At 61.1% G+C, this 17449-nt stretch carries 15 protein-coding genes; 14 read left to right on the plus strand and 1 reads right to left on the minus strand.

Translation table 11 applies throughout. The annotated features are described in order from the left end of the window. Positions 1 to 228: 228 nt before the first annotated feature. The gene (gene ydcS, locus ACEN9A_RS04565) at positions 229 to 1380 is read right to left on the minus strand and encodes a putative ABC transporter substrate-binding protein YdcS (RefSeq protein ID WP_258672449.1); all 1152 of its coding nucleotides are present in this window, start codon (positions 1378 to 1380) and stop codon (positions 229 to 231) included. A 299-nt stretch (positions 1381 to 1679) separates the two neighbouring features. Here ydcS and ACEN9A_RS04570 point away from each other — a divergent pair, with 299 nt between their 5' ends. The 14 genes from ACEN9A_RS04570 to ACEN9A_RS04635 all read left to right on the plus strand — a co-directional run bounded on the left by ACEN9A_RS04570 (position 1680) and on the right by ACEN9A_RS04635 (position 17280). Beyond that, entirely contained in the window at positions 1680 to 3302 is a 1623-nt protein-coding gene (locus tag ACEN9A_RS04570) for a methyl-accepting chemotaxis protein (RefSeq protein WP_258672450.1), read from the plus strand. Further along, positions 3302 to 3838: a chemotaxis protein CheW gene (locus ACEN9A_RS04575; RefSeq protein ID WP_018926686.1), complete on the plus strand. Its 537-nt coding sequence runs from the start codon at positions 3302 to 3304 to the stop codon at positions 3836 to 3838. Before ACEN9A_RS04570 ends, ACEN9A_RS04575 begins: the two co-directional genes overlap by 1 nt. After that, positions 3835 to 5109 carry a CheR family methyltransferase gene (locus tag ACEN9A_RS04580; protein WP_258672451.1) on the plus strand — a complete coding sequence of 425 codons (1275 nt, stop codon included), beginning with the start codon at positions 3835 to 3837 and terminating at the stop codon, positions 5107 to 5109. The genes ACEN9A_RS04575 and ACEN9A_RS04580 overlap by 4 nt, the downstream gene beginning before the upstream one ends. After that, positions 5106 to 5789, plus strand: a complete 684-nt coding sequence (locus ACEN9A_RS04585; RefSeq protein WP_018926684.1) for a chemotaxis protein CheW — start codon at positions 5106 to 5108, stop codon at positions 5787 to 5789. The genes ACEN9A_RS04580 and ACEN9A_RS04585 overlap by 4 nt, the downstream gene beginning before the upstream one ends. Beyond that, positions 5786 to 8095, plus strand: a complete 2310-nt coding sequence (locus ACEN9A_RS04590; protein ID WP_258672452.1) for a hybrid sensor histidine kinase/response regulator — start codon at positions 5786 to 5788, stop codon at positions 8093 to 8095. The genes ACEN9A_RS04585 and ACEN9A_RS04590 overlap by 4 nt, the downstream gene beginning before the upstream one ends. After that, positions 8092 to 9102, plus strand: a complete 1011-nt coding sequence (locus ACEN9A_RS04595) for a chemotaxis response regulator protein-glutamate methylesterase (protein ID WP_258672453.1) — start codon at positions 8092 to 8094, stop codon at positions 9100 to 9102. Before ACEN9A_RS04590 ends, ACEN9A_RS04595 begins: the two co-directional genes overlap by 4 nt. A gap of 48 nt (positions 9103 to 9150) precedes the next feature. After that, entirely contained in the window at positions 9151 to 10152 is a 1002-nt protein-coding gene (locus tag ACEN9A_RS04600; protein ID WP_018926681.1) for a response regulator, read from the plus strand. Between the two features lie 283 nt (positions 10153 to 10435). After that, positions 10436 to 11531 (plus strand): peptide chain release factor 2 gene (prfB, locus tag ACEN9A_RS04605; RefSeq protein ID WP_096481021.1). Its coding sequence is split into 2 segments (ribosomal slippage): positions 10436 to 10507 and positions 10509 to 11531, totalling 1095 coding nucleotides; the frame shifts between segments, so codons are not numbered across the junction. A 68-nt stretch (positions 11532 to 11599) separates the two neighbouring features. After that, positions 11600 to 13102, plus strand: a complete 1503-nt coding sequence (gene lysS, locus ACEN9A_RS04610; RefSeq protein WP_019651828.1) for a lysine--tRNA ligase — start codon at positions 11600 to 11602, stop codon at positions 13100 to 13102. Between the two features lie 102 nt (positions 13103 to 13204). Further along, complete coding sequence (locus tag ACEN9A_RS04615; RefSeq protein ID WP_019651827.1) at positions 13205 to 13921, plus strand: TetR/AcrR family transcriptional regulator; 717 nt, start codon at positions 13205 to 13207, stop codon at positions 13919 to 13921. Positions 13922 to 14113: 192 nt separating this feature from the next. After that, positions 14114 to 14668 (plus strand): hypothetical protein, encoded by a 555-nt coding sequence (locus ACEN9A_RS04620; RefSeq protein ID WP_258672454.1) that lies wholly within the window; start codon positions 14114 to 14116, stop codon positions 14666 to 14668. 63 nt (positions 14669 to 14731) lie between these two features. Beyond that, positions 14732 to 15982, plus strand: a complete 1251-nt coding sequence (locus tag ACEN9A_RS04625; protein WP_172901247.1) for a flavohemoglobin expression-modulating QEGLA motif protein — start codon at positions 14732 to 14734, stop codon at positions 15980 to 15982. Between the two features lie 57 nt (positions 15983 to 16039). Beyond that, the gene (locus ACEN9A_RS04630; protein ID WP_258672455.1) at positions 16040 to 16954 is read left to right on the plus strand and encodes an alpha/beta hydrolase; all 915 of its coding nucleotides are present in this window, start codon (positions 16040 to 16042) and stop codon (positions 16952 to 16954) included. Continuing rightward, complete coding sequence (locus tag ACEN9A_RS04635; protein WP_007940182.1) at positions 16951 to 17280, plus strand: PA3694 family proteiin; 330 nt, start codon at positions 16951 to 16953, stop codon at positions 17278 to 17280. The genes ACEN9A_RS04630 and ACEN9A_RS04635 overlap by 4 nt, the downstream gene beginning before the upstream one ends. Positions 17281 to 17449 lie beyond the last annotated feature (169 nt).

Consider the following 17449-nt stretch of genomic DNA (forward strand, 5'->3'; position numbering starts at 1 on the left):
CATCACAGCGGCCCTTGCCTGGACTTCTGAAAAAGCTGAATCGGTGTGCTTTTTTAGCTGGAATGCTCACTGTGGCGAGGGGGCCTGCCCCCGTTGGGCTGCGTAGCAGCCCTGAAAAGGAGAGCGCGGTTTATCTGCTAGACCGCGGTGACTGGTTCCAGGGCGGCTTCGCCACCCAACGGGGGCAAGCCCCCTCGCCACAAAGCTCCCTCGCCACAAGGGGGTGTATTACCTGCCTCCCATAATCGCAATGTAATCCTGGGTCCAGCGGCTATAAGGCACAAACTTGCCACCCTCAGCCTGCGGGGTTTTCCAGAAGGCGATCTTGTCGAACTGGTCGAAACCGTTGGTCTTGCACCCCTCGGTCCCCAACAGTTCGCTTGCCTTGCACGCCGCCGGAACCGCCGGCAGCGAGCCGAACCAGGCGGATACATCGCCCTGGACCTTCGGCGTCAGCGACCAGTCCATCCATTTGTAAGCACAGTTCGGGTGCTTGGCTTCAGCGTGCATCATGGTGGTATCGGCCCATCCGGTGGCGCCTTCTTTGGGGATGGTCGAGGCGACTGGCTGTTTCTCGTTCATCAGGCCGTTGACCTGATACGGCCAGGAACTGGAAGCCACCACGCCTTCGTTCTTGAAGTCACTCATCTGCACGGTGGTGTCGTGCCAGTAGCGGTGGATCAACTTTTGCTGGTTGCGCAGCAGGTCGAGAACGGCCTGGTACTGTTTTTCGTTGAGCAGGTAAGGGTCCTTGATGCCCAGTTCCGGCTTGGCGGTTTTCAGGTACAGCGCCGCGTCCGCGATGTAGATCGGGCCGTCATACGCCTGCACGCGGCCCTTGTTGGATTTGCCGTCGGGCAGTTTCTGCTCTTCGAGTATCACGCTCCAACTGGTCGGCGGCTGTTTGAACACGTTGGTGTTGTACATGAGCACATTCGGCCCCCATTGGTACGGGGTGCCATAGGTTTGCTTGTCGACCACGTACCACGGCCCATCCTTCAGGCGCGGATCGAGATTCTTCCAGTTGGGGATCAATGCGGTGTTGATCGGCTGGACACGCTTGCCGGCGATCAAGCGCAGGGAGGCATCGCCGGACGCCGTCACCAGGTCGTAACCGCCCTTGGCCATCAGGCTGACCATTTCATCGGACGTGCCGGCCGTCTTGACGTTGACCTTGCAGCCGGTTTCCTTCTCGAAAGCGCTGACCCAGTCGTAGGCCTTGTCGCTTTCGCCCCGTTCGATATAGCCGGGCCAGGCAACGATATCCAGCTGACCTTCGCCGGCACCGACGGCTTTCAGCGGTTCGGCGGCCTGCAGGCTGGCGCTGGCCAGAAGCGCCGTAGCGATTGCACTGAGCAGTGCGGTCTTGTGTTCGAACATGGGGTTTCCCTCTTCTTTAATTAGGGTCGGGACAGCGTTGAACGGGGTAGTTCGCCACGAGTGGCTTGTTATTAGCGTAGTGCGCTTTGTGGGAGGCTGACTGAGGCCGGGCTGTGTCATGGGTTTATCCAGACTAGTGCCCGATGTCACGGTCGACAAATTTCCAATGCGGGATTTGATGTTTCTGCCGAATCCCGGCTTTTTATTGGCGGGATGAGAAACGATGCTCAGCGTCTTATAAATGAAACATCGCCCTCAGCTATACTCCCCCGCAATTTGACCCGCACCGAGGACTGACTGTGAAGAACTGGACGTTGCGCCAACGCATTTTGGCGAGCTTTGCGGTAATTATCGCAATCATGCTGCTGATGGTTGTGGTGTCTTTTTCTCGGCTGATGAAGATCGACGCCGGCGCAGAATCGGTCCGCACCGATGCGGTCCCGGGGGTGTATTACAGTTCGATGATCCGCGGTGCGTGGGTCGACAGTTTTAACCTCACCCAACAACTTGTCGGCCTTTCCGGGCATCGCGAAATGACCGTCGCCGACCAGACCATGTACAAAAGCTTCGAAGAGCGCTTGAACGAGCAAATAGGCAACTACCGCAAAACCATTTTCACGGAGGACGATCGGGTCCTGTTCGACGAGTTCGAAGTGCGTCACCAGCTCTACAACAAAGAAATGACCAACGTTCTCGATCTCTATCAGCGCAAAGAGTACGACCAGGCGGTTCTTGCCCTGGAGCAAAAACTGACGCCGGCCTGGGTCAATGGGCGCAAGCAATTGAACAGCCTTCTTGAAAATAATCACGCCCTGGCTGAACAATCCACGCTGGCCATCAGTGACGCGGTGACGGCCGCCAAAATCAGCATGGGCGTCTCTTTGCTGGTGGCAATCATCGCCGCCGGCCTCTGCGGCCTGCTGTTGATGCGCGCGATCATGGCGCCGATGAATCGCATTGTGGATATCCTCGAAGTCATGCGCACGGGCGATCTCAGCAGTCGCCTGAATCTTGATCGCAAGGACGAGTTCGGCGCGGTGGAAACCGGCTTCAACGACATGATGACCGAGCTCACCTCGTTGGTGTCCCAGGCCCAGCGCTCCTCGGTGCAGGTCACCACGTCGGTCACCGAAATCGCCGCGACCTCCAAGCAGCAACAGGCTACCGCCACCGAAACCGCAGCCACCACCACCGAAATCGGTGCGACATCCCGTGAAATTGCCGCCACCTCACGCGACCTGGTGCGCACCATGACCGAAGTCTCCACCGCCGCCGACCAGGCTTCGGTGCTGGCCGGTTCTGGCCAGCAAGGCCTGGCGCGCATGGAAGACACCATGCACTCGGTGATGGGCGCGGCAGATCTGGTGAATGCCAAACTGGCGATCCTCAATGAGAAGGCCGGCAACATCAACCAAGTGGTGGTGACCATCGTCAAAGTCGCCGACCAGACCAACCTGTTGTCCCTGAACGCCGCGATCGAAGCCGAGAAGGCCGGTGAATACGGTCGCGGGTTTGCCGTGGTCGCCACCGAAGTGCGGCGTCTGGCAGATCAGACGGCAGTGGCTACCTACGACATCGAGCAGATGGTGCGCGAGATCCAGTCGGCGGTGTCGGCTGGGGTCATGGGCATGGACAAGTTCTCTGAGGAAGTGCGCCGCGGCATGTCCGAGGTGCAGCAGGTGGGCGAGCAGCTGTCGCAGATCATTCATCAGGTCCAGGCGCTGGCGCCACGGGTGTTGATGGTCAACGAAGGCATGCAGGCCCAGGCCACCGGCGCCGAGCAGATCAATCACGCGCTGGTGCAGTTGGGCGATGCCAGCAGCCAGACGGTTGAGTCCTTGCGCCAGGCCAGTTTCGCCATCGACGAACTGAGCCAGGTGGCCGTCGGGCTGCGTGGCGGTGTCTCGCGATTCAAAGTCTGATGAGCGAACTTACGGCCAGGCGCGGCGTGGCGATGCCGGCGAAGCAGTCGTTGTTTCTGGTGTTCCGCATCGGCAACGAGCGCTACGCCTTGCAGGCCATCGAGGTGGCCGAAGTGCTGCCGCAACTGCCGTTGAAACCCATTCCCCGGGCGCCAGACTGGGTGGCGGGGGTGTTCGCCTATCGCGGCGCGGTGGTGCCGGTGATCGACCTCAGCGCGCTGACGTTTGGCCAACCGGCCCAGGCCCGCACCAGCACGCGGCTGGTGTTGGTGCACTATCGGCCGGATGAGGCGACGCCTGCGCAATTGCTCGGGCTGATTCTGGAGCAGGTCACCGACACGTTGCGCTGCAACCCGGCGGACTTTCAGCCTTATGGCCTGGACAATCGCCAGGCGCCGTACCTCGGCCCGGTGCGCGAAGATGCCCAGGGGCTACTGCAATGGGTGCGGGTTGCCGATTTACTGGATGCACAGGTTCGCGCCTTATTGTTTCCCTCGCCGCCGCTGGACCTGGCGCAGTTTGAGGAGCAGGGATGAGCAGCGATCAACGGTTTTTCGATTTCCTCAAGGAGCGTATCGGCCTGGATGTCGGCTCGGTCGGCCCGGCGCTCATCGAGCGCGCGGTGCGCCAGCGCATCACGGCGGTTCGGGCGCGGACGGCCGATGAGTACTGGCACACTTTGCTGGGCTCGCGCGACGAACAGCAGGCGCTGATCGAAGCGGTGATCGTCCCCGAAACCTGGTTTTTCCGTTACCCGGAATCCTTCGCCACGCTGGCGAAGCTGGCAGCCAAGCGGCTGGCGGCGATCAACAACATGCGCGCCCTGCGGATTCTCAGCTTGCCGTGTTCTACCGGCGAAGAACCGTACTCGATCGCCATGGCATTGCTTGATGCGGGGCTGGCGCCGCACCAGTTCAAGGTCGACGGCATAGACGTCAGTCCGCTGTCGGTGGAAAAGGCCAGGCTCGCGCTGTACGGCAAAAATTCGTTTCGTGGCCAGGACATCGAGTTTCGCGAGCGCCATTTCACCGCTGAACACGACAACTATCGCCTCAGCGGGCGCGTGCTTGAACAGGTGCGTTTACAGGTCGGTAACCTGCTGGATCCGACCTTGCTGGTCAACGAGCCGCCCTATGACTTCGTGTTCTGTCGCAACCTGCTGATTTATTTCGACCAGCCGACCCAGCAGCAAGTGTTCGAAGTGCTCAAGCGTCTGACTCACGTCGACGGCGTGCTATTTATCGGCCCGGCCGAGGGCAGTCTGCTCGGCCGTTTCGGCATGCGCTCGATCGGTATCCCGCAGTCGTTTGCCTTCAGTCGCCAGAGCGCGCTCGAGCTGCCTGCGACCTTCGCGCCGATGTCGCTGCCAGTGCAGCAACCGTTGCGCAGCGTGACTCCGCCGCCTGTGCGCAGTCGGCCTTTCGCGACGGTCGTGCCGATGCCTCAGGCTGCCGCCACCCCTTCGGCCACTTCTTCGGACGCCGCCACGCTGTTGGCGAATATCGCCGCGCTGGCCAATGAAGGCAAAAGTGCCGAGGCCCGCGCCGCGTGCGAAAGTTATTTGCGCAGTCACGAACCGGTGGCCCAAGTGTTCTATTGGCTGGGGCTGCTCAGCGATGTCGCCGGCAGTGCCCTGGAGGCCCAGGGTTTTTATCGCAAGGCGTTGTACCTCGAACCGCAACATCCCGACGCGTTGATGCACCTGGCGGTCTTGCTACAATCCCAGGGCGACACGGCGGGTGCCAGACGATTGCAGGCCCGCGCCGCCCGCAGCGAGCGCGCCGCTGACAGTGAGCGTAAACGATGAACGCCTCCGACACCTTGAGCGTCACCCATGAAGATGCCCAGGCCATCGACGATTGCTGGAACCGCATCGGTATCCACGGCGACCAGTCCTGTCCGCTGCTGAGCGAGCACATTCATTGCCGCAATTGCGCGGTGTATTCGGCTGCCGCCACACGCTTGCTCGACCGTTACGCCTTGTCGCAGGGCGATCGTGGGCAAATCTCGACGGTGGCCGAGAGCGAGGTGAAAACCCGCTCGCTGCTGATGTTTCGCCTCGGCGAAGAGTGGCTGGGCCTGGCCACTCGCAGCCTGGTCGAAGTGGCGCCGCTGCAAGCGATCCATTCCTTGCCGCACCAGCGTTCCCGGGCATTGCTCGGCGTGGCGAATGTGCGCGGTGCCTTGGTGGCGTGCCTGTCTTTGGTGGAGCTGTTGGGGCTCGACGACACCAGTAGCGTGGCGCCCGGCGCGCGGGTAACGCCGCGGATGCTGATCATCGCCGCCCACGGCGGGCCGGTGGTGGTGCCGGTGGACGAAGTGGACGGGATTCACGCCATCGACGAGCGCATTCTCGATGCAGCGTCCCAGTCCGGCACCCAGGCCAGCGCCAAATACACCCGCGGAGTCTTGCCATTCAAAGGTCGCAGCCTGCGTTGGCTGGATGAAGAGCAGCTGCTGTCTGCCGTGACCCGGAGCCTCACATGACCCCCGACCAAATGCGTGACGCCTCCTTGCTGGAGCTGTTCAGCCTGGAAGCCGAGGCCCAGACCCTGGTGCTGAGCGCCGGTCTGCTGGCGCTGGAGCGCGATCCGACCCAGGCTGATTACCTCGAGTCGTGCATGCGCGCGGCCCATTCGCTCAAGGGCGCGGCGCGGATTGTCGGCGTCGATGCCGGGGTCAGCGTTGCCCATGTGATGGAGGATTACCTGGTCAGCGCCCAGGAAGGGCGCCTGTACCTGCGACCCGAACACATTGATGCGCTGTTGCAGGGCACCGATCTGCTGATGCGGATTGCGACGCCGAACAATGCTCCGGCGCCTGCGGATATCGACGCTTATGTCGTCTTGATGGGACGGCTGCTTGAACACATGGCGACGGTTGCCCCCATCGCGCTGCCGATGGCAGAACCTCAGCTCGAACCGCCGACACCCAAGGTCGAGCCGCCCGGTCGTGCCGCCGAAACACCCGTCGACACACTCATTGAAACACCCCAGGCAGAGCCCGCCGAGCCTGCGTCCAAGACCAGGCGCGCCACCGACACTGGCGAGCGCGTATTGCGCGTCACGGCCGAGCGCTTGAACAGCCTGCTCGACCTGTCGAGTAAATCTCTGGTGGAAACCCAGCGCCTCAAGCCGCACCTGGCCACCATGCAGCGCCTTAAACGCATGCAGAGCAATGGCCTGCGGGCGCTGGAAAGCCTCAACGTTCATCTCAAGGACCATGCCTTGAGCCTCGAAGCCCAGGAAGCCTTGGGCGATGCCCGCCGATTGCTGGCCGAGTCCCAGCAATTACTGGTGGAAAAAAACGCCGAACTGGACGAGTTCGCCTGGCACGCCAGTCAGCGCGCACAAGTGTTGTATGACACCGCGCTGGCCTGTCGCATGCGGCCGTTCGCCGACGTGCTGAGCGGTCAAGTGCGCATGGTCCGCGATCTTGGGCGCAACCTTGGCAAACAGGTGCGGCTGGAGATCGAGGGCGACAAGACCCAAGTCGACCGCGACGTACTGGAAAAACTCGAAGCACCGCTGACACACCTGCTGCGCAATGCGGTGGATCACGGCATCGAAACCCCGGAACAGCGACGCTTGGCGGGCAAGCCGGAGGAAGGCGTGATCCGTTTGCGAGCCTCCCATCAGGCCGGTCTGCTGGTGCTGGAACTGAGCGATGATGGCAATGGCGTCGACCTGGAAAAGGTCCGCCGCACGATCGTCGAGCGGCAGTTATCCCCAGCCGAGACTGCCGCGCAGTTGAGCGAAGAAGAGCTGCTGACGTTCCTGTTTCTGCCGGGTTTCAGCCTGCGCGACACGGTCACCGAAGTGTCCGGGCGCGGCGTCGGGCTGGATGCGGTTCAGCACATGGTCCGGCAGTTGCGCGGCGCCGTGGTGCTGGAGCAGACGGCGGGCGCGGGCAGTCGTTTCCATCTTGAAGTGCCGCAGACGCTGTCGGTGGTGCGCAGTCTGGTGGTGGAAGTCGGTGACGAGGCGTATGCCTTCCCGCTGGCGCACATCGAGCGCATGTGCGACCTGGAGCCGGAAGACATCGTGCAGGTCGAAGGCCGGCAGCACTTTTGGTACGAAGGCCGGCATGTCGGGCTGGTCGCCGCCAGTCAGCTGTTGCATCGGCCGGCGAGCCAGAACAGCGCGCAGACCCTCAAAGTCGTGGTCATGCGCGAGCGCGAGGCGATCTACGGGGTGGCGGTCGAGCGGTTTATCGGCGAGCGGACGCTGGTGGTGCTGCCGCTGGACGAGCGTCTGGGCAAGGTACAGGACATTTCCGCCGGGGCTTTGCTCGACGACGGCTCAGTGGTGCTGATCGTCGACGTCGAAGACATGCTGCGTTCGGTGGACAAACTGCTCAATACCGGGCGTCTGGAGCGCATTGCCCGGCACGCCAATCAGGCCGTTGAGGCCGCGCGCAAACGGATTCTGGTGGTGGACGATTCGCTGACCGTTCGTGAGTTGCAGCGCAAGTTGCTGCTCAATCGCGGCTACGACGTCGCCGTGGCGGTGGACGGTATGGATGGCTGGAATGCCCTGCGTTCGGAGGATTTCGATCTGCTGATCACCGACATCGACATGCCGCGCATGGACGGCATCGAGCTGGTGTCTTTATTGCGTCGCGACAATCGCCTGCAATCGCTGCCGGTGATGGTGGTGTCCTACAAGGACCGCGAAGAAGACCGTCGTCGTGGACTGGACGCCGGCGCCGACTATTATCTAGCCAAGGCCAGTTTTCATGATGACGCCTTACTGGATGCAGTCGTTGAGCTCATTGGAGGGGCGCGAACATGAAAATCGCCATCGTCAACGACATGCCCATGGCGGTAGAGGCTTTACGCCGCGCCCTGGCGTTCGAACCGGCGCACGAGGTGGTCTGGGTTGCCAGCAACGGGGCCGAGGCGGTGCAACGTTGCACCGAATACACCCCGGATCTGATCCTGATGGACTTGATCATGCCGTTGATGGACGGCGTGGAAGCGACCCGGCGGATCATGGCCGAGACCCCGTGCGCGATCGTCATCGTCACCGTCGACCGTCAGCAGAACGTGCACCGGGTGTTCGAAGCCATGGGCTACGGCGCGCTGGATGTGGTCGATACCCCGGCGCTGGGCGCAGGTAACCCTCAGGAAGCCGCTGCGCCGCTGCTGCGCAAGATCCTCAACATTGGCTGGTTGATCGGTGACCACAGCAATCGGGAGCGATCGGCACCGAGCCCGCACCGCAACTCGGCCTCGCGCCAGCACCTGGTGGCGATCGGTTCGTCCGCTGGCGGGCCGGCGGCGCTGGAAGTGCTGCTCAAGGGCCTGCCCCGGGATTTTTCGGCGGCCATCGTGCTGGTCCAGCATGTGGATCAGGTGTTCGCCGCCGGCATGGCCGAATGGCTGGCCAGCGCCAGCGGCCTGGACGTGCGCCTGGCCCAGGAAGGCGAACCGCCGCAAAGCGGCACGATCCTGCTGGCCGGTACCAATCACCATATCCGCTTGCTGAAAAACGGCACGCTGGCCTACACCGCCGAACCGGTCAACGAGATCTATCGGCCTTCTATCGATGTGTTTTTCGAGAGTGTGGCCAGCTACTGGAGCGGTGATGCCGTGGGCGTTCTACTGACCGGTATGGGGCGTGACGGCGCCCAGGGGCTTAAACTCATGCGCCAACAGGGCTACCTGACCATCGCTCAGGACCAGAACAGCAGTGCCGTGTACGGAATGCCCAAGGCGGCCGCAGCCATCGACGCTGCCGTGGAAATCCGTCCACTGGACAAGATAGCGCCACGTTTGCTGGAGATTTTCCAAAAATGACTATCATTAGCAGCAATCGTGGCCCAAGCAGTACTCAGGTGACCGCACATGAATGAATTACAGCTCGACGACTTCAAAACCGACGAAAACGCCGCCATGGTGTTGTTGGTGGACGATCAGGCGATGATCGGCGAGGCGGTGCGCCGTGGTCTGTCGAACGAAGAGAACATCGACTTCCACTTCTGCGCCGACCCGCACCAGGCCATCGCCCAGGCGATCCGCATCAAGCCGACGGTGATCCTTCAGGACCTGGTCATGCCCGGCCTGGACGGCCTGAGCCTGGTGCGCGAATACCGTAATCACCCGGCGACCAAGGACATTCCGATCATTGTCCTGTCGACCAAGGAAGACCCGCTGATCAAGAGCGCGGCGTTTGCCGCCGGGGCCAACGATTACCTGGTCAAGCTGCCGGACAACATCGAACTGGTGGCGCGCATCCGCTATCACTCGCGCTCCTACATGACCCTGCTGCAGCGTGACGCGGCGTACCGTGCGTTGCGGGTCAGCCAGCAACAGTTGCTCGACACCAACCTGGTGCTGCAACGCTTGATGAACTCCGACGGCCTGACCGGGCTGTCGAACCGTCGGCACTTCGACGAATACCTGGAACTGGAGTGGCGGCGTTCGTTGCGTGACCAGACGCAATTGTCGTTGCTGATGATCGATGTCGACTATTTCAAGTCCTACAACGACAGTTTTGGCCACCTCGAAGGCGATGAAGCCCTGCGCAAAGTCGCCACGGCCATTCGCGACGCCAGCGCCAGGCCATCGGACCTGCCGGCCCGTTACGGCGGCGAAGAGTTCGTCCTGGTCTTGCCCAACACCTCGCCGGGCGGTGCGCGGCTGGTGGCGGAAAAACTGCGCCAGACCGTGGTCGGATTGAAGATCCCGCACGTTTTCCCGACCGAAGGTTCGTGCCTGACCATCAGCATCGGGCTGTCGACCGTGATCCCGCAGCCGGGCAGCGACTGCCGGCAATTGATCTTGGCGGCGGACAAGGGGCTGTACCTGGCGAAGAACAATGGGCGCAATCAGGTGGGAATTGAGTAACCCGCTGACTGTAGCGCTGTAGCAGCTGCCGAGCCCGCGAGGCTGCGTTCGAGGACGAAGTCCTCGCAAGTCCTGTGTATGCGGTTTGCCTGAATGACCGCGTTGTCTGACTTTACGACGGCTGCGCCGCCGAATGCAGCCTCGCGGGCTCGGCAGCTGCTACGGGCCCCCCGCGTTATTCCGTAAACCATTCGCCCCTAAAGCCGCCAGGCGGGCTGCCTTGACAGCGTGATTACGTTATACTCGCCGGCTTTCAAAAGTTCGCCAACGAGTGCTGCCCGCCATGGAAATCAACCCGATCCTTAACAGTATCAAGGACCTGTCCGAGCGCTCCGAAACTATTCGGGGGTATCTTTGACTACGATCAAAAGCATGAGCGTCTGACCGAAGTCAATCGCGAGCTTGAAGATCCGAGTGTCTGGAACAACCCTGAGTACGCTCAGAACCTGGGTCGCGAGCGCTCTGCGCTGGCCCAGATCGTAGAAACCCTCGATGAAATGTCCAGCGGTCTGGCCGATGCCAAGGACCTGCTGTTGATGTCTGCCGAGGAAGAAGACCAGGCCGCCGTCGACGACGTAGCCCTTGAAGTGGAGCGCCTGCGCGAAGCCCTCGAGAAACTCGAATTCCGTCGTATGTTCAGCGGTGAGATGGACCAGAACAACGCCTACCTGGACATCCAGGCCGGCTCCGGCGGTACCGAGGCCCAGGACTGGGCCAACATCCTGCTGCGCATGTACCTGCGCTGGGCGGATAAACGCGGTTTCGACGCGACCATCATGGAATTGTCGGCCGGTGAAGTCGCCGGTATCAAAGGCGCGACCGTGCACATCAAGGGCGAATACGCCTTTGGCTGGCTGCGTACCGAAATCGGCGTGCACCGTCTGGTGCGCAAGAGCCCGTTCGACTCCGGCAACCGTCGTCACACCTCGTTCTCGGCCGTGTTCGTGTCGCCGGAAATCGATGACAACATCGAAATCGACATTAACCCGTCGGACCTGCGCATCGACACCTACCGCTCCTCCGGTGCCGGTGGTCAGCACGTAAACACCACCGACTCGGCCGTACGGATTACTCACGTACCGACCAACACCGTGGTCAGCTGCCAGAACGAACGCTCCCAGCACGCCAACAAAGACACCGCGATGAAAATGTTGCGGGCGCGCTTGTACGAGCAGGAAGTGCAGAAACGCAACGCCGCCTCCCAGGCCCTGGAAGACACCAAGTCGGACATCGGCTGGGGTCACCAGATCCGTTCGTACGTGCTCGATGCCTCGCGGATCAAGGATCTGCGCACCAACATCGAACGCAGCGACTGCGACAAGGTGCTCGACGGCGACATCGACGAATACCTGGTGGCGAGCCTGAAACAAGGGCTGTAAGGCACGCCCTACAGCGATCCCCAGCCGAAGGCTGGGGGCAACGAATCTGTGATGGAATTTTTAAAGACATGAGCGACCTACAACTCGACCCGCAAGCCCTGCAACAGGAAGAAAACTCCCTGATCGCCCTGCGCAAGGAAAAGCTTGCTGCCGAGCGCGCCAAGGGCCAGGCCTTCCCCAACGACTTCCGCCGCGACGCCTACTGCGAAGACTTGCAGAAGAAGTACGCGGACAAGACCAAGGAAGAGCTGGCAGAGGCTGCGATCCCGGTCAAGGTTGCCGGTCGTCTCATGCTCAACCGTGGCTCGTTCATGGTGATTCAGGACATGTCCGGGCGCATCCAGGTTTACGTCAACCGTAAAACCCTGTCCGAAGAAACCCTGGCCGCGGTGAAAACCTGGGACCTGGGCGACATCATTGCCGCCGAAGGCACCCTGGCCCGTTCCGGCAAGGGCGACCTGTACGTAGAAATGACCAACGTGCGCCTGCTGACCAAATCCCTGCGCCCGCTGCCGGACAAGCACCACGGCCTGTCCGACACCGAGCAGCGCTACCGCCAGCGTTACGTCGACCTGATCGTCAACGAAGACGTGCGCCAGACCTTCCGCGTGCGTTCGCAAGTGATTGCGCACATCCGCAGCTTCCTGATGAAGCGTGACTTCCTGGAAGTGGAAACGCCGATGCTGCAAACCATTCCGGGTGGTGCGGCGGCCAAGCCGTTCGAAACTCACCATAACGCGCTGGACATGCAGATGTTCCTGCGTATTGCGCCGGAGCTGTACCTCAAGCGTCTGGTTGTCGGTGGCTTCGAGAAAGTCTTCGAAATCAACCGCAACTTCCGTAACGAAGGCGTTTCGACCCGGCACAACCCCGAGTTCACCATGCTCGAGTTCTACCAGGCCCACGCTGACTACGAAGACAACATGGACCTGACCGAGGAACTGTTCCGCGAACTGGCGCAGCTGGTTCTGGGCAGCACCGACGTGCCTTACGGCGACAAGGTGTTCCACTTCGGCGAGCCGTTCGTGCGCCTGTCGGTGTTCGACTCGATCCTCAAGTACAACCCGGAACTGACCGCTGCCGACCTGCAGGACATCGACAAGGCCCGCGCCATCGCCAAGAAGGCCGGCGCCAAGGTGCTCGGCTTCGAAGGCCTGGGCAAACTGCAGGTGATGATTTTCGAAGAACTGGTCGAGCACAAGCTGGAACAGCCGCACTTCATTACCCAGTACCCGTTCGAAGTGTCGCCGCTGGCCCGTCGTAACGACGAGAACCCGAACGTCACCGACCGTTTCGAACTGTTCATCGGCGGCCGTGAAATCGCCAACGCCTACTCCGAGTTGAACGACGCGGAAGACCAGGCCGAGCGCTTCATGGCACAGGTGGCCGACAAGGACGCTGGCGACGATGAAGCCATGCACTACGACGCCGACTTCGTTCGTGCGCTGGAGTACGGCATGCCGCCGACCGCCGGTGAAGGGATCGGCATCGACCGTCTGGTGATGTTGCTGACCAACTCACCGTCGATCCGCGACGTGATCCTGTTCCCGCACATGCGTCCGCAAGCGTAAATGTTTCAATTAAAAAGCCGCCTAAAACAGGCGGCTTTTTATTGCCTGTCTGGTACAAACGTATCAATTGGTTACTTTTGACGTTAGAGAGGAATACCTGTCGTGAATCGTGCAATTGCTCAAGAAGGTGCAGCGGGTATCGCCACTGCGGTCGCTGAAAGTGTTCAGTACCAGGGCCGCAAGGCCAGCCGACAGGGCAGCGAACAGCGTCGACAGGACATTCTCGACGCGGCGATGCGCATTGTCGTGCGCGATGGCGTGCGGGCCGTTCGGCACCGTGCGGTAGCCGCCGAGGCCTGTGTGCCGCTGTCGGCCACCACCTACTACTTCAAGGACATCGATGACCTGCTCACCGATACCTTTGCCCAATATGTGGAACGCAGCGCGGCATACATGGCCCGGTTGTGGGCCAGTAACGAAGGCCTGTTGCGCGAGATGGTTGTCAGCGGTGATGGCACCGCCGAGTCCCGCTCACAGCTGGCGGACGATATCGCACGGCTGATGGCTGACTATGTTCATCGGCAATTGATCAATCGCCGCGAGCACTTGATGGCCGAGCAAGCCTTCCGCCAGGAAGCGTTGCTCAACCCGCGTCTGGCGTTGTTGGTGCGTTCCCATCAGCAGATTCTCTTGCAGGGCACCTGCCAGCTTTTCGAAGTATTGGGTTCCCGCGAGCCACAACAAGATGCCAAAGTGTTGACGGCGATTGTCGGACGGATGGAATATCAGGGCCTGCTCAACGATGCCGAGCCTGTTGCCGAAGAGGAAATGCTCGGCATCCTGACCCGCTACATGCACCTGGTACTGGCGTCGGTGTAACCCCTCATGGGAATGCAACCCTGTGGGAGATAGCCTGTGGCGAGGGGGCTTGCCCCCGTTTGAGTGCGTAGCACTCACAAGATATTTTGGTACATCAGGGCTGCTTCGCAGCCCAACGGGGGCAAGCCCCCTCGCCACAGACTCGCTCCCACTAAGGAGCGGTCGGGGCTGTGTGTCGATAGGGAGTGTTGAATGAAAGCCTGGCGTGTCGTTGTGATCGCCTTGTCGTTCCTGCTGCTCAGTGGCTGCCTGGTGACTTTCAAGGAGTCGCTGCCCGCCAGCGAGCCCGCGCCCAAAGGGCTGCTCGGCAAATGGGCCAGCACCAACGCCTGGGGCGAGCCGATGAACCTGGAACTGACACGCGTCGGCGACAATCACTACCAGGCGGTGAGCTACTTCAAGGCCAAACCCCATGAGCGCGAAGCCTATCCTTTTACGGTGTCGCGCCATGGCAATCGCTGGTACCTGTCGGCGAAGGTGCCGGCACAGTTCGGCGGGCATTTCACTATCGCCGGTTTCGAGCTCAACGATAAGCACGAACTGGTGGTCTACAACCTCGACCTTGAGCAGATCAGACAGGCCATGGGGCAAGAAGCCCTCAGTGGCGAAGGCTTTCAGACTGAAGATGGCGACGGGGTGTTGATCAACAACAACCTGGATCAGGTGTTCGCCTACCTCGACGACCCGGCCAATTCCGATGTCTTCGTCGAAGCGGTGCGCTATCAGCGCCTGGCCAAAACCAAATAGACTCAGCACGTAACGGTTTTACTACAGGAGTTTCGGGTGGACGAATACCAGCAGACGATACGCATGTTGTCCGATCGCATAGTGCTGGCGCAGACGCCGATTCGCATTCTGGATGCGGTCAAGTGGGATGACAGCATTCGCAAGGGGTTCCTCAAGGGCAAGGGCAAGGAAATGCCGGCCGTGGACCGCGATTACTACCTCAATCGACCGCTGTCGTTCGACTCCAGCAAAGTGAAGCTGGAATTCCAGAACATCGAGCGCGATATCACCCGCCAGCTCGGCCAGTTCAACCCGGTCGGGCAGATCATGCGCCGCATGTGCAAGGAATACCGCATGGTGGTGCGCATGCTTGAAGCGCGCGGCACCGAGGATTTCGGGCTGATTTCCCAGGAATTGTACGGCGCGGCGTCCGATGCGTTTCACGCCGGCGACCCGACCCTGGCTGACCTGGGGCTGATGCTCTCCGATTACCTGAACAACATCGACGGCCGTGGCGACCTCAAGGACGAACCGAAAGTCCTCACCGCCAAGGAAGCCGTCGACCTGCTGCAACATCGGTTGAACAAGGTGTTTGGCGAAAACGAGGAAACCATCCGGGTGTTCGAGTCCGACGGGATCGTCGCTGACGCGGCAGCCGGCGCCGACTACATCAAGATCCGCACCGACGCGATGTTCAACAATCGCGACGTGCGCGCGCTGGAAGTCCACGAAGGGCTGGTACATGTGGGCACCACCCTCAACGGCCTGAATCAACCGATCTGTACGTTCCTGTCCAAGGGCCCGCCGTCGTCCACCGTGACTCAGGAGGGCCTGGCGATCCTGATGGAAATCATCACCTTCGCCTCCTACCCGAGCCGCTTGCGCAAACTCACCAACCGCACCCGCGCCATTCATATGGTGGAGGAGGGCGCGGACTTCTTGCAGATATTCGAGTTCTTCCGGGCTCAGGGCTTTGAAATGGCCGAAAGCTACGGCAATGCCAGTCGGGTGTTCCGCGGCTCGGTGCCGAATGGTCTGCCATTTACCAAAGACTTGTCCTACCTCAAGGGCTTTATCATGATTTACAACTACATTCAGCTGGCCGTGCGCAAAGGCAAGCTGGAGCAGATACCGCTGTTGTTCTGCGGCAAGACTACGCTGGAGGACATGCGGACCTTGCGCCAATTGGTGGACGAAGGCTTGGTGGTGCCGCCCAAGTACCTGCCCGAGCAGTTCCGCGACATGAACGCGTTGTCGGCGTGGATGTGCTTCTCCAACTTCCTCAACCACCTGAGCCTGGACCGGATCGAAGCGGATTACTCCAATATCCTTTGATTCGGATCGTTCCCACGCGGAGCATGGGAACGATCACCCACATTGAGGCTTCACCGGATGAGAATCCTCGGCATCTTCTGCCTGCTCCTGGCCCTCGGCGGTTGCAGCTCTTTGCTGTTCTACCCCGAGCCCGGCCAGCCGTTTACCCCGGAAAAAGCCAAGCTCGACTATCGCGACGTCACCCTGACCACTGCCGACGGCCTCAAGCTGCATGGCTGGTGGCTGCCGGCGAAAAAAGGCGTCGAAGTCAAAGGCACTGTGCTGCATCTGCACGGTAACGGCGGCAACCTGGCGTGGCATCTGGGTGCGAGCTGGTGGTTGCCGAAGCAGGGCTATCAGGTGTTGCTGGTGGACTATCGCGGGTACGGATTGTCCGAAGGCAAGCCGGCGTTGCCGGAGATTTATCAGGACATCGACGCCGCCTTCGCATGGCTTGACCAGGCGTCGGAGGTCAAGGGCAAGCCGTTGATCCTTCTCGGTCAGAGCCTTGGCGGTTCGATGGCCGTGCATTACCTGGCCCAGCATCCCGAGCGCCAGCGGCAACTCAAGGCTTTCGTGCTCGATGGCGTGCCTGCCAGCTACCGCGATGTCGGGCGTTTCGCCCTCAGCACCTCCTGGATGACCTGGCCGTTCCAGGTGCCGTTGTCCTGGCTGGTGCCGGATGGCGATAGCGCGATCCGTTCCATGACGCAGCTCAATGGTGTACCGAAACTGATCTATCACAGTATCGATGATCAGCTGGTGCCCCTTTCCAACGGCATCCGACTGTATCAAGCTGCGCCGCCACCGCGAGTGCTGCAACTGACCCGGGGCGGTCATGTGCAAACCTTCGCCGACCCGGTCTGGCGCAAAGTCATGCTGCGCTACCTCGAAGACCCGCAGCATTTCAACGGCCTGCGCCGCCTGGGTGAAGTCCCGAATTACCCGGCACCCCCGAATTCTGAAGATGAACCACCAGAGAGTCCGCAATGAGTGAAGAACGTAACGCCATCCCGCTGATCATCACCGGTATTTGCAGCATCCTCGGCACCGTCGGGGCCTTGTGGTGGTACGGCTACCTGCACTTCGCCAAGCCCGAGGATGCGTTGCTGCTCAGCGACTTCACCATGCTCAAGACCGTGCCGGGCGAAGACTACAAAATCTCCCTGGAACCGGCCGCGCAAGTGGCGCAGTGCATCGATGGCGTGCTGGTGATGTTCGATACCGAACAGAAAGGCCTGACCGGCGTACTGGTCAACAACAAGAAAAAAGCCGTGCGCTGCATGGGCCAGGAAACCCCGCAAAAACTCGAACAGTAAAATCCCACCTCCATTGGCAATGATGAACCCTTGTGGCGAGGGGGCTTGCCCCCGTTGGGTCGCGAAGCGGCCCTAAAACCTGCATTCGCGTTTTGTCAGGTACACCTTGCGGGATGGTTTCACGACTGCTTCGCAGCCGAACGGGGGCAAGCCCCCTCGCCACAGGGTT

The organism is Pseudomonas sp. Pseusp18 (assembly GCF_059506005.1).